The organism is Glutamicibacter sp. BW80 (assembly GCF_002332385.1).
Classification (GTDB): Bacteria; Actinomycetota; Actinomycetes; order Actinomycetales; family Micrococcaceae; genus Glutamicibacter.
Map to the genome: position 1 here is coordinate 176305 of NZ_NRGV01000059.1, position 11688 is coordinate 187992.

Consider the following 11688-nt stretch of genomic DNA (forward strand, 5'->3'; position numbering starts at 1 on the left):
CTCTCGATTGATCACGCCGTCCTTCGACGACAATTTACTTGACCATTCAATTGTTCCATCGGCAATGTGAGTCGGTGTGGAATCCATAGGACTTCACCAAATATCCACAGCCGCTAAACAGGGAATCGGTTTTGGAACACCACATCTCAGCTTCAAAGGCGCCAAAAGGAAAATCCCCGCCCCCCCATGAAGGGAAGCGGGGATGTTCACACCGAAGCGTGAGACTACTTGCGCAGGCCCAAACGCTCGATCAGCGCACGGTAGCGCTCGATGTTGGTGTTCTTGAGGTAGCCGAGCATACGACGACGGCGACCAACCAGAGCCATCAGGCCGCGGCGGGTGTGGTGATCGTGCTTGTGCATCTTCAGGTGCTCGGTCAGGTCCTTGATACGACGGGACATAACGGCAATCTGAACCTCAGGCGAACCGGTGTCACCCTCGTGGGTGGCGTAAGCCTTGATGATTTCGTTCTTTACTGCGGCATCTAATGCCATAACAAACTCCTGGAGTTGGACCGCGTTTCATTCGGTGTGAGCGTCAGACACTCACGACGGCGTCTCGCAACCGCGGACTGCAGCGAGAACCATCGACAATCATATCACCGACGGACCCGTCGGCGCGCCCTCCAAGCATGGGTGAGATAGGGCACCTCGACGATTTGTGCCGCTTCAAAGCCCAGATGCTCGCACCAATACCAGATCAGATTCTGCTCAACTTTGGCTCTGGTTTCTTCCTTGGAGCGCCGGTAGTAGCTGCGCGAACGAGTCAGTTCCAAGATGCCTTGAAGGTCCAGTTCCATCGGCCAATGCCAGATCCCCGATTCCGGGGTGTCGAATTCTTTGCCTAGCGGTGGCGCAATTTCCGGACGGTGCACGTCCCCGGCATGCATGATGCGAGCCAGTCGATGAACCCAAGGCACTTCTACGTCCAGTTGGTTCCAAAGCAAAACAAGCGAACCATCGTTGCGCAACAACCTGGCGGCTTCGGCGCTAGCAAGAGGCGGATCAACCCAGTGCCAGGCTTGGGCATAGGTGATCAAATCCGCACTATTCTCCGGCATCCCGGTCGCTTCTCCGGAGGCACATACCGTATGCACTTGCGGTATGCGCTCCTTGAGCACGGCTAGCATGTCTTCGGACGGATCCACCGCCCAGACATCTATCCCCGCCCCGAGGAGCTGTTCGGTGAAAATTCCAGACCCGCAACCGATGTCTATGGCGCGCTCCACGAAATCGCCGGAAACTGTAAATTCCAACGCTTCGCGTGGATACGCCGGACGAATTTTGTCGTAATTCGCGGCCCCAGCCTCATATGCGGAGGCCAGGTCCGCGCGACGCTCGGGTTTCATGGTGAACGCACGGCGAGGCAGTGAAGGAATTTCCGGCATGTTCCTAGTGGGATTCGGTGGCCAGCACGCTGCGCGCCTGGACCACATCTTCATTCATCTGCTCGATCAGCGCTTCGATGCCACGGTAGGCCACCATGGGGCGCAGATGAGAGATGAACTCAACAACAATTTGCTGGCCATAGAGGTCAAATTCCTCGTAGCCCTCTACGGGGCGATCAATCACGTGGGCCTCGACGACGCGCGCAACACCGTCAAAGGTCGGGTTCGAACCCACCGAGATGGCCGCAGGCCAGCGCACTTCGGCTTCGTCGATCACCCAGCCGGCATACACGCCATCTGCCGGGATAATACCGGCAGCCTCTGGCGCCAGGTTTGCTGTGGGGAACCCCAATTCGCGTCCACGGGCTGCCCCGTGGACTACTTCGCCGCGCATCCGGTGCGGACGTCCAAGGATGGCCGCTGCGGCTTCGACGTTGCCTGCCGCCAGTTCTTCGCGGACCCACGTGGAGGAAAGACGACGCTTATCGCCTACGTCTTCGACACCGATGACATCAAAACCGTATTTTGCGCCCAGCTCGCGCATGAAGTCGAAGTCGCCGGAGTTGCCATGGCCGAAGCGGACGTCGTGGCCCACCACCACTGCCACCGCATTGAGCTTCTCTACGATGATGGAATGCACGAATTCTTCGGCCGACTGTTCGGCGAATTCGAGGGTGTAGTTGATCATTAAAGTCGCATCCAGGCCAACACTGGCCAAGGTGTCGATACGATCTTCCAGACCCATGATGAGCTCGGGAGCAGAGTCAGGGCGGTGCACCTGTGCTGGATGTGGGTCAAAGGTGATCGCTACCGATTTAGCCGAGCGCCTTTTGGCATGCGAGACCGCAGAATCTAGAACTTCACAATGCCCGAGGTGGACGCCGTCGAAGTTACCAATGGTCACGACAGCGGGAGCCATATCCGTGGGGACTGAGTCCAGGCCCTTCCAATAGTGCACTTTGCTCCTCTTGACTCTGCAACGAAAGATAAATAGTTTACCGAGGTAATTCTTGCACGTCTTTAGACGTGACGCTCATTACGGTTACGGAAGAGCCACCACAAACCAATCAGTGGCAGCACCAGCGGAATATAGCCATAACCCTTGCCGAAGTAGCTCCACACGGAGTCGTGGCCGAAGTGATCAGGTAGCACGAAGGACAGCAATCCAACCACGAGCACGCCCAGCAATTCGAAGCTCACCGCAAACAGGGAGAGCTTCCAAGCCCCTGGCTTAGCGGAGGACAGAGTAAAAGTAGCGAGGATATAAACCAGACCTGCAAGCAATGACAAAAGGTAAGCCAGCGGGGCTTCAGAGAAGTCACGAAAGAAAATCTGGTACAGCGCACGCACTGTGGCCGAAAGCGCTAGCACACCGTAAACGGCGATAATAATGCGGCCCAGTCCGGTGGTTCTTCCCGGACGTGGCGCTTTGTCAACGCCACGAGCTTGCGCAGCTTGTACGATGCGTGAATTACGTGGTTTCTCGCTCATGCAACAACTCCTACGTGCCAGATTTGCTCCATGCGGAACAACATAACAAATGTGATGGCTCCCGAAACAGCCAGTACTGTATTTGCCCAGCGGCTCTTATCGCTGACCGCCCAGAAGAACGCTATCGGCGGCATGATTGCCGCGGTCAGCAAATAACCCCAGAATTCCCAAGGCTCACCGAGAATAGCTTCTCCCCCGGCCTGGCGAATACCCGCAGCTACCGCATAGACAATCAGAAAAATCTCGGTTCCTGCTGTTGCGATCAACGCCCAATCATCCGGATAACGCCGGATGATGGTGGCAATGATTCCGAGCAACACGGCGAGCGCACACACGATGGCGCCGGCGATAAAGAAGCCGTTAAGGGCAAACAAGACTGAGCCTTTCTGAAAGTCTCACGAAGAAATGAGTTACTGCTTTCCGGTGAAGACTATTTGGCCGCGAGCTTTCTCGCCCTTATCTGCAATGAGTGCCACCAGTCCGCCGTCCGGTGCGAAAGCCGCTACGAGCTCGCCCTCGGGCAGTTCCATAACATTCTTGGAAGCGGTGATGGTTCGTCCGTAAGAGAGCTCGGAAGCTTCGTCTTCGGTCAGTTCGCGGCTTGGGAATAGAGCCGCGGCTGCCTTGTCGAGCGAGAGGATCTCGAACTCTTCGGCGAGCTGTTCCAAACGCTTTGCTTTTGCTATCGGATATGGGCCGACCTCGGTGCGACGCAGCGCGGTGAGATGACCGCCAACGTTGAGCGCTTCGCCCAAGTCTCGGGCCAATGCCCGGATGTAAGTTCCTGATGAGCAGGAGACGGTGACGTCTACGTCCAACACCTTGCCACCCACTTCGCGGCTGATTTCATGGATGTCGAAGCGGGAGATGGTGACCGGGCGGGCTTTGAGTTCTACTTGCTCGCCGGCACGGACTCGAGCATAGGAACGCTTGCCATCTACCTTGATCGCCGAGACCTGGCTTGGGATCTGCTCGATATTGCCGCGAAGCTTGGCGATTTCGCGTTCAATATCCTCGTCGGTCACCGCTGCCGCAATGCGTTCGGAGATAACCTCGCCTTCAGCGTCATCGGTGACGGTGTTCTGTCCCAGACGGATGGTGGCGGTGTAGGTCTTGTCGTGTCCCACAATGTAGGTCAGTAGACGTGTTGCCTTGTTAACACCGATCACCAGGACACCCGTTGCCATGGGATCAAGGGTGCCAGCGTGGCCTACCTTGCGGGTTCCTGCAAGCCGACGGATTCGGCCCACCACGTCATGGGAGGTCATTCCCTGATCTTTGTCGACTAATACGAGGCCCGAGGCCTGCTCTTCAGTGTTCTGCCCGGCTTTACTCACGCCTACCAGTATAGGCGTTATGAAGGCCGCCCTTGCGGTGATGCGTGTCATGCGGCCACAGCCCTCGTCCCGAAAATCGGCTACGAATAGAAATCCAATCCAAATTTCATTCCCGGCGCGGCAAGCACAGATCATTCCGTGCCTAAGTTCAGCGGTGGACAGAGAACCCCGGCTCGATAGGTTCGAAGCACCTGGAAGGAAGAGAATTTCCTAGGACCCAATGCCAGATAACAGACTAGAACCCCGCGAACTGATCAAGTTCATTCTTTTCTTGGCGGGTTGCTTACTGCGCTCGGGGCTACCCGTAGCGCTTGGTTTTTGACACAACTAGCATTCCCGCAATTGGGTGAACTCAACGCTGGACTCTAGGGATGAGTACCGCTACTGTCCCTCGTGTTCATACTGACGATTCTTGGAGCCGGCAAAAATCAGATGCCGCTGGCGACGATTGGCGCCGCGATGGGTTCCCATGTCCGTGTGGGTCTAGAAGACTCGCTGTGGATCGGCCCGGGGCAGCTTGCGGCGTCGAATGCCGAACAGGTGACCCGTATCCGAACTATCCTCGAAGCACTGAATTTTGAGGTGGCCACTCCCGATGAAGCACGCGAAATGCTGGCGCTCAAGGGGCGTGAAAACGTAGCCTTCTAGCCCCCTGGCAAGCTTTCGAAACACGCAAACGAAAATTTGGCTCCGGCTCCTCAAGGATTGCGCAGCACAGTCTGCGTCTGCCTTGAGCAGCTCAAGCGGGCTAAGCGCAGCCCCCTATTGAGCGGCGATCGGGTTTGGCCGACGCCTCAGGTATAGCCGGGCTAGCGGCACTACTTGTTCGAATCCTCCGGACGTTTCCGGAACTGATCGGAGATGAGGTTGGCGTTCGCGTGGTCCCATTGTTCAATCATGCTCTTACCGCCGTGTCCATCTCCTTCGTCAATGATGTGTGACTGTTAGTTTCAATTGGCGGTTTATTACCGTTAAAAATGGCGCATCGCACAGCACGGTTCACTCTGGTTCTAAATGGTTGAAGGCGGGGCGCTAATTTCCCGGTGGAAATAGTGCCCCGCCTTCAACAGCAACGAAACCAGCGCTAATGCAGGACGTTGCCCGGCTGCTGGGTGAGCTGCTTGCGGTGGACGCGGGCAGCACGAAGGCCGTTGGCAATCACGATGACTTCTGCGACCTCGTGAACCAGCACTACCGCGGCTAAACCCAGCACTCCGGTAATAGCCAAGGGCAGCAGGACAACGATGATCGCCATTGACAGGACGATGTTCTGATTCATGATCGCTCGGCCCCGTCGAGCATGGGACAAGGCTTGCGGGATCAGTCTCAAATCATGGCCGGTGAAGGCTACGTCGGCTGATTCTATGGCGGCATCGGCACCGGTAGCGCCCATCGCAATCCCCACGGTAGCGCTAGCCAAGGCAGGGGCATCGTTGATCCCGTCACCGATCATCCCTGTAGGAACCTGCTGCACCGACGAAGCGATTTCACGGGCCTTGTCTTCAGGCCGCAGTTCGGCATGAACGGTGTCTATGCCGGCGATTGAAGCCAGCGCGTGGGCAGTACGTGAGTTATCGCCGGTGAGCATCACCACATCGATCCCCTGGTCCTGCATGTCTCGAATTGCCTCGGCCGCTTCAGGGCGTAGTTCATCGCGCACGCCGATCACGCCAATGGCCTGCTCTGCACGAGTGACCATGACGCAGGTTTGCCCGGAGGCCTCCATGGATTCAACGGCGGAAGCAAGCGATCCTGGGGCAATCCATCGAGGACTGCCGACCCCGACCTGAACACGATCCAGGACGCCGGTAATGCCGTGTCCTGGCTCTTCATTAACCTCCGTTGCTTCAGGGATCATGGACACTGCTGCGGTGATGGCCGTAGCTAGTGGGTGGGTGCTGTGCTGTTCCAGGGCGGCGGCAACGGCGAGCACCTCTTCGCGGGTCGCATCATCAACGGTCTGGACTTGCGTGACCACTGGCTGATTGCGTGTGAGCGTTCCAGTTTTATCTACCGCGATGCGGCGCAGGGAACCAAGCCGTTCGAACGCTGCTCCGCTTTTGATAATGACACCGAACTTGCTGGCAGCTCCGATAGCGGAAACAACTGTGACAGGAACGGCGATGGCCATCGCGCAAGGCGAGGCTGCAACCAGCACGATCAGTGCGCGGGTGATCCAGGTTTCGGGATCGCCGAAGGTCGCTCCAAGCACAGCGATCAGTACAGCCAGGACGATGACGCCGGGAACCAGCGGGCGGGCAATGCGGTCAGCGAGCCGTGCCCGTTCGCCACGTTCCGACTGGGCTTGCTCGACTAGGCTCACCAACGTGGTCAGGGAGTTGTCCGTGCCGTTAGCCGTTGCAGTGACTACTAGCGCGCCGGATGAATTGATGGAACCAGCAGCAACCTGGTCACCCACTGTTACTTCCACGGGAATTGATTCCCCTGTGATAGCGGAGGTGTCTAAGCTGCTTGATCCCTGGCTGACCACGCCATCGGTTGCCAAGCGTTCACCAGGCTTCACGCGCAGGGCATCGCCAATCTTGATCTCTGCTGCACTGACCACGACCGGTGCGCTGTCACGGATGATGGTGGCGGTTTCCGGGACGAGCTTCAATAAAGAGCGCAGGCCCGAGCGTGCCCTGTCCATGGCTTTGTCTTCCAGTGCTTCGGCAATGGAATACAGGAATGCCAGGGCTGCGGCTTCTTCGACATAGCCGAGGATGACCGCACCGGTGGCGCTGATGGTCATCAGCAGCCCAATGCCGAGTTTCCGTTTCGTGAACAGGTTTCGTAGGGCGCTGGGAACAAAGGTAAAAGCGCCCAGCAGCAGGCCGATCCAAAACAGCACCATGGCCACGATGGCGGCGCTCTCGCCGTGGGTGCTCCATTCAAGGACGAGCCCAGCGAGGAAGAAAACGCCGGAGGCTATGGGTACGAGCACATGCCAATCCCGCCACCAGGGCAGTTCCTCTTCGAATTCTTCGGTGGGTTCCGGTGAATCGCAACCGCAGGCGGAACTCATGCTTGCTCCTCGTGTTCTCGATCGGCGCTGGTGGCGCAGTCAGGGCAGGAAGAGTCCAGGCAAGGTACTTGATCATCGACGGCCAGCGTCACGTCAACCAGGGCGCTCAGAGCGGTGGTGAGGTGCGGATCGGTGATTTCGTACCGGGTGTTGCGGCCTTCCAGTTTCGCCACGACAATTCCGCAGCCGCGCAGGCAGGTCAGATGGTTGGAGACGTTGGCGCGGCTCAGTCCCAGGGTCTGGGCAAGTTCCGCTGGGTATCCGGGTTCGTGCAGCAAGGACAGGAGGATGCGTGACCGGGTGGGGTCGGCCATGGCGCGGCCAAGCCGGTTCATCGCATCGATCCGCGATTCAATGTTCATCATACGATGTACTATACAGCACTTGATGTACTAGTGGCACCGCCCAAAATCGATCGTTTCTGAGAACCTGAAAAGCGCATTCCGAGCATCAGTTCGAAGTGCGCTTTTTCAATGTTCTTGGATTCCCAAAACCTGGTACCGAAAGTCGACCGGGCTTGAAGGGGCACGGAAGGTTTTTGGGATGTTTAGTGGTCTAACTCTTTAATTCTGCGGTAGAGGGTCGCTCGGGACATTCCCATATCTTTGGCGACTTGGGTGGCTGGATCGCCTGCCTGGATGAGCTTGGCTGCGGTTCGGATCTGGGATTCGGTGAAGGTAGGTCGGCGACCGCCGAGGTCCCCTCCGGCGGTGCGGCGTTTGGTCACAGAGTCGTTGATGCGTTCACGTTTGATCTCCAGCTCCATTTGCGCGAGTGCTGCCATGACAGTGAAGACCATGGCTCCCATGGGTGTCTTGGTATCTACATCGCCGCCGCCGAGGTTTAGCACTCGCAGTCCGATATTCCGTTCGCGCAGTTCTTGGGCGAGTTCGAGCATTTTCTGGGTGGAGCGTCCGAGCCGGTCCAGGGTAGTAATCACCAGGGTGTCGTCTGGGTAGAGTGCTTCGAGGGCTTTATCGAGTCCAGGACGTTTGGCCAGCGCCCCGGAGAGTCCACGGTCGGTGTAGAGGTCATCGCGCCGGATGCCAGCCGCCAATAGGTCTTGGATTTGCCGGTCGGCGTCTTGGACTTTGGTGGATACGCGAGCGTATCCGATCAGCTTGGTCATGGAACCCTTGAAAGTGTCTCGCAACTAATAGTGTCAATATGATTCTACGACATTGGTTGTGACACATAGTTGCGAGAATTTAGAACCGTTGAGTTTTCAAGGATTTTCAGCTGGGGGAGCGGCGCTCGGTGAGACGTCTTGCAACCCATGGGTTGCAAGACGTCTCATCCAGGTGGAAGCCTCTTTTTGGGAAATAGAAGATACGGATACGTTCTAGTTTTGCAGTGGCCTAGTTTCTACTGTTCTGCGTTCGAGAACTAGCGTAGGAGCATCCTCATCGTGCGTGATGGTTGCGTTTTCTTCTAGGCAACAGTCGTTGGGAATGTCTAGAACGCAAGCTAGACCTCCAGGACTGGCGGTGGAATTGTAGAGGAGCCCAATGACAGGTTCGTTATTCGCACGCATGTGAGCTTGCATGAAGAATTCGGTGACTAATTGGGTGGGGATGTAATCAATAGGCTGATCTTCATTATCAATCTTCAGTCCAAGCTGCTCTACAAATTTATGTAGAAAGCGGATTTCACGGCGCAAATGGCCAAGTTGGGGGCAGAAGATCGATGGTTCTGCCGGTAACTTAGTTAGGTCTAGGACCGCTATGTCTTTTTCTAGCCTAAAGCGTCCGAAAGTGACATGATCAGATTCTAGTGGCGTATGAGCTGAGACTTCTTTGATGGCTGTTATCTGATCCTCGGCGCCGTAGAACATCGGAATGCCAGCAGGACTCATCCTGTTAGGCGATTTCGCATATTGACGCGGCGATGTCCCCAACTCACCCGCTGGTACGTCTGTATTAAGTTTTCCCTCGGGGTGGGTTCTGGCTCGCCAAAACGTGGTTCCCCGCTCTAATGTGGAAATCAGGCCTAGCTGGCTATCTACTACTTCGCCGATATGATCCAGGACTTCGGCTGGTGTAATCTCACCTGCAGATGGATATGATTCGGTTTTCCTGCTATCCGCGAGCCAGAAAACATATCGCGTCTTATACTTCACCTGCTCACATAGATTCTCCCATGCGTCAGCCATAGCGATGTCGGGTCCTAGTGAGAAAACGTCTCGTTTGACCCAAATTCTGTCCTGCATCGAATCTCTGAGCGATTCGACGATGTCTTCCCGTGCGAACGAGTCACTGAAATCCCCAATGAGATCCCATGTATCCCATCTCTGGTTATCCGAGATTTGGTATCCGCCTTCTCGGCTATCGTAGGCAACACTTTCATCATCGATGTTGTTGAACTCGTTCTTAATTCCATCTGCAAACATGCCAACAACGAGATCAAATGTGGCTGCGTTTTGCCGTCCGCAGAAGGAACACTCATCTTGTGCGGAAGCAGAGCCGCTCACGGCGTTTTTTAGTGCTCGATCCTCAACGCAGTCGACGCAAATGGATAAGTCTGTTGGTGCCCATCCTTGCTCGTCAATTTCAATTTGTAGTCTTTTAGCCATTCCCATGGACATCATCTTAGAGTTATTGCGATGCGATAACCGCAAGGCTGCAGGGCGTCCATGTGGCTAGTGAGCTCCGGATGGATCTTCCGAGTAGGTCGAGGCACCAGACTATGAGGGTGCCGCCGGGGCGGATCTGGCTCAGGAGCTCATCGAGCTCGGGCCGGGCGCGAATGCGCGGGAGGCGATGCCCCATGTTTAAATGTCTCAATACTCGTGGAATGCAAAACTTTCGATACATAGTTTATAGCACTGTGTTTCGCGACCAATCGAGTTCGAAAATCTGTTGAGTTTTCAACTGTCTATGATTTCTACCAAGTCGGTGGGTCAGTGTGTCGTAAACGACCGTTTTTGGCGTCCGTATAAGGCCCCTTCACCGGGCATTTTCTCGGGCGGGGTATATGGGAATCTGAAATCGTTGAAAACTCGGAGTTTCGAAAACTTAACAAGTCAACGGATCGAGTGTCCCGTATGGCGACCGTCTTACGGGACACCCGAGTTCCTATTCGGAAAACTCTCTGACAGGATGCCGAAACTCGCTTGAGGCGAAATACGACTGTTCGTCACGAGATGTGTTCCTCACGGAATGCTGTCTGGGGTTGCTCAGCTGGAAATTGAATCGGCTTCCGCAATGTCGGCTAGAGCCGAATCCTCCACGCTCAACATCACACTGCTATCCCGACGGTTGAAGAGGTGTGTAATAATTGTCCGGCCGTTTGCTTCCCAGATGCAGGGTGGCGTCTCTTCGTTGTCCCACGGATGATCCGGTTTTCCAAAGAGTTCGGTGAGTTCCATCCGCAGTTTGTTGTATCCGCTTTGAGCAGCTGGATCCTCGGAGTCTTGAGTGCCGTAGAGGTGGACGGACACACCTAGGAACTCCTTGTTATAGGTGTCCCACGAGCTAGGTGCTTGTCCGCCGAGGCCTATATCCAGCTCAGTCATCTGGTGGGGCGATTCTTCGTTCTCCAGCTTGTACTGGCTCCCTGATTTGAATCCAAGGTGCGCGAATAGATTTTCACGTTCTTCATCGGACTGGGGCCAAGGCTCGTCGACCAATTTCTTGACGAGTTCCACCACGGTGTAAGACGCGGGATTCAATTCCAATACAGGTTCAGTCTCGGACATAGTGCGAGCTTACCTGGCAAGAATTGAGACATAGACCTTATGGGTTCGTCTTATGGGAATGGAACAGCTGTTCCCGAAGCAAATCTAGTGGGTGGCTCTAAGATGATCACATGATGACAGTTATTTCAGCCCCAGGTGATCTCGTTGTCGCAACCAATGATGGCGTGGACGTACGGTTTGCCGGCATCGAGTCGATTGCCGATGTTCCGATCGACTCCGCCGGATGGCTGGGAAGTGAAGGCATCAAAATCTACTTCCAAGGAATTCGCAGCCACGAGACCTGGCAACGCGACGTTCGCTACGAAGAGCAACTGACGCAATGGGCTGACATGAGAAAGCGTAAGGGGGAGGAAGCAGCGGGCGACGCACCTTCAATGCCCGGCCAGCTCATTCTTGGACCGGTTGGAGCTGTCATCTCGGACGACGTGGGAACCAATTATCGGTTGACATCCGGACAGGTCGCCGGGAGCGCGACAGAGTGGGAGTCCACCTGGGTATATCTTCCTAACCCGCCGAGAGCAGCCCGATTCTTAACACTTGAATTCACAGTTGACGATGAACCGACCGGTAAGACATGCACAGTGCGACTGGACTGACTCCGAAATTTCCCGTTTAGCGTTCCTTCTACGGGCATGCCCTAGCCCAGATTTTTCATGAGGTCTCTGACGGCCGCCGAAATCCGATACCCAGGATTCCCGGCGGCCGTTACTGATTCCGCCCACGCCAAAGAACGCCGAAACACCAGCGCTGG

At 55.9% G+C, this 11688-nt stretch carries 14 protein-coding genes; 2 read left to right on the plus strand and 12 right to left on the minus strand.

Annotation, left to right across the window (positions count from 1 at the left end; translation table 11 throughout):
* Positions 1-224: 224 nt before the first annotated feature.
* From rpsO to truB, 6 genes are all read right to left on the minus strand, one after another.
* Positions 225-494 carry a 30S ribosomal protein S15 gene (gene rpsO, locus CIK76_RS16165; RefSeq protein ID WP_096288277.1) on the minus strand — a complete coding sequence of 90 codons (270 nt, stop codon included), beginning with the start codon at positions 492-494 and terminating at the stop codon, positions 225-227.
* A gap of 104 nt (positions 495-598) precedes the next feature.
* Positions 599-1387: a class I SAM-dependent methyltransferase gene (locus CIK76_RS16170; protein ID WP_096288279.1), complete on the minus strand. Its 789-nt coding sequence runs from the start codon at positions 1385-1387 to the stop codon at positions 599-601.
* 4 nt (positions 1388-1391) lie between these two features.
* A complete protein-coding gene (locus tag CIK76_RS16175) occupies positions 1392-2345 on the minus strand; it encodes a bifunctional riboflavin kinase/FAD synthetase (RefSeq protein ID WP_096288281.1) in 954 nt (317 codons plus the stop codon).
* 62 nt (positions 2346-2407) lie between these two features.
* Complete coding sequence (locus tag CIK76_RS16180; RefSeq protein ID WP_096288283.1) at positions 2408-2878, minus strand: hypothetical protein; 471 nt, start codon at positions 2876-2878, stop codon at positions 2408-2410.
* Positions 2875-3252, minus strand: a complete 378-nt coding sequence (locus CIK76_RS16185) for a hypothetical protein (RefSeq protein ID WP_096288285.1) — start codon at positions 3250-3252, stop codon at positions 2875-2877. The genes CIK76_RS16180 and CIK76_RS16185 overlap by 4 nt, the downstream gene beginning before the upstream one ends.
* A 36-nt stretch (positions 3253-3288) precedes the next feature.
* A complete protein-coding gene (gene truB, locus CIK76_RS16190; RefSeq protein ID WP_255248514.1) occupies positions 3289-4215 on the minus strand; it encodes a tRNA pseudouridine(55) synthase TruB in 927 nt (308 codons plus the stop codon).
* Positions 4216-4608: 393 nt separating this feature from the next.
* On the opposite strand from truB, the gene CIK76_RS16195 reads away from it, so the two are divergent.
* Positions 4609-4863 (plus strand): 3-keto-5-aminohexanoate cleavage protein, encoded by a 255-nt coding sequence (locus CIK76_RS16195; RefSeq protein ID WP_255248515.1) that lies wholly within the window; start codon positions 4609-4611, stop codon positions 4861-4863.
* 436 nt (positions 4864-5299) lie between these two features.
* Here the strand turns inward: CIK76_RS16195 and CIK76_RS16200 are convergent, their stop codons facing one another.
* The 6 genes from CIK76_RS16200 to CIK76_RS16220 form a co-directional block, all read right to left on the minus strand.
* The gene (locus CIK76_RS16200) at positions 5300-7240 is read right to left on the minus strand and encodes a cation-translocating P-type ATPase (RefSeq protein WP_096288289.1); all 1941 of its coding nucleotides are present in this window, start codon (positions 7238-7240) and stop codon (positions 5300-5302) included.
* On the minus strand, positions 7237-7605 hold the full coding sequence (locus CIK76_RS16205; RefSeq protein WP_096288291.1) for a metalloregulator ArsR/SmtB family transcription factor: 369 nt from the start codon (positions 7603-7605) through the stop codon (positions 7237-7239). Before CIK76_RS16205 ends, CIK76_RS16200 begins: the two co-directional genes overlap by 4 nt.
* A 182-nt stretch (positions 7606-7787) precedes the next feature.
* Positions 7788-8369, minus strand: coding sequence for a recombinase family protein (locus CIK76_RS16210; RefSeq protein ID WP_096288330.1), 582 nt, complete (start codon positions 8367-8369; stop codon positions 7788-7790).
* 213 nt (positions 8370-8582) lie between these two features.
* Positions 8583-9818 carry a HEPN-associated N-terminal domain-containing protein gene (locus CIK76_RS16215; protein ID WP_176484263.1) on the minus strand — a complete coding sequence of 412 codons (1236 nt, stop codon included), beginning with the start codon at positions 9816-9818 and terminating at the stop codon, positions 8583-8585.
* Positions 9819-9834: 16 nt separating this feature from the next.
* Positions 9835-10053: a recombinase family protein gene (locus CIK76_RS19990; RefSeq protein WP_141393592.1), complete on the minus strand. Its 219-nt coding sequence runs from the start codon at positions 10051-10053 to the stop codon at positions 9835-9837.
* Positions 10054-10415: 362 nt separating this feature from the next.
* Complete coding sequence (locus CIK76_RS16220) at positions 10416-10937, minus strand: hypothetical protein (RefSeq protein ID WP_096288295.1); 522 nt, start codon at positions 10935-10937, stop codon at positions 10416-10418.
* 110 nt (positions 10938-11047) lie between these two features.
* On the opposite strand from CIK76_RS16220, the gene CIK76_RS16225 reads away from it, so the two are divergent.
* The gene (locus CIK76_RS16225; protein WP_096288297.1) at positions 11048-11533 is read left to right on the plus strand and encodes a hypothetical protein; all 486 of its coding nucleotides are present in this window, start codon (positions 11048-11050) and stop codon (positions 11531-11533) included.
* Positions 11534-11688 lie beyond the last annotated feature (155 nt).

Coding starts and splice junctions, on each gene's coding strand:
- rpsO (WP_096288277.1), bottom strand. CDS start 494: ATGGCATTAGATGCCGCAGTAAAGAACGAAATCATCAAGGCTTACGCC.
- CIK76_RS16170 (WP_096288279.1), bottom strand. CDS start 1,387: ATGCCGGAAATTCCTTCACTGCCTCGCCGTGCGTTCACCATGAAACCC.
- CIK76_RS16180 (WP_096288283.1), bottom strand. CDS start 2,878: ATGAGCGAGAAACCACGTAATTCACGCATCGTACAAGCTGCGCAAGCT.
- CIK76_RS16200 (WP_096288289.1), bottom strand. CDS start 7,240: ATGAGTTCCGCCTGCGGTTGCGATTCACCGGAACCCACCGAAGAATTC.
- CIK76_RS16205 (WP_096288291.1), bottom strand. CDS start 7,605: ATGATGAACATTGAATCGCGGATCGATGCGATGAACCGGCTTGGCCGC.
- CIK76_RS16210 (WP_096288330.1), bottom strand. CDS start 8,369: ATGACCAAGCTGATCGGATACGCTCGCGTATCCACCAAAGTCCAAGAC.
- CIK76_RS16215 (WP_176484263.1), bottom strand. CDS start 9,818: ATGGGAATGGCTAAAAGACTACAAATTGAAATTGACGAGCAAGGATGG.
- CIK76_RS19990 (WP_141393592.1), bottom strand. CDS start 10,053: ATGTATCGAAAGTTTTGCATTCCACGAGTATTGAGACATTTAAACATG.
- CIK76_RS16220 (WP_096288295.1), bottom strand. CDS start 10,937: ATGTCCGAGACTGAACCTGTATTGGAATTGAATCCCGCGTCTTACACC.
- CIK76_RS16225 (WP_096288297.1), top strand. CDS start 11,048: ATGATGACAGTTATTTCAGCCCCAGGTGATCTCGTTGTCGCAACCAAT.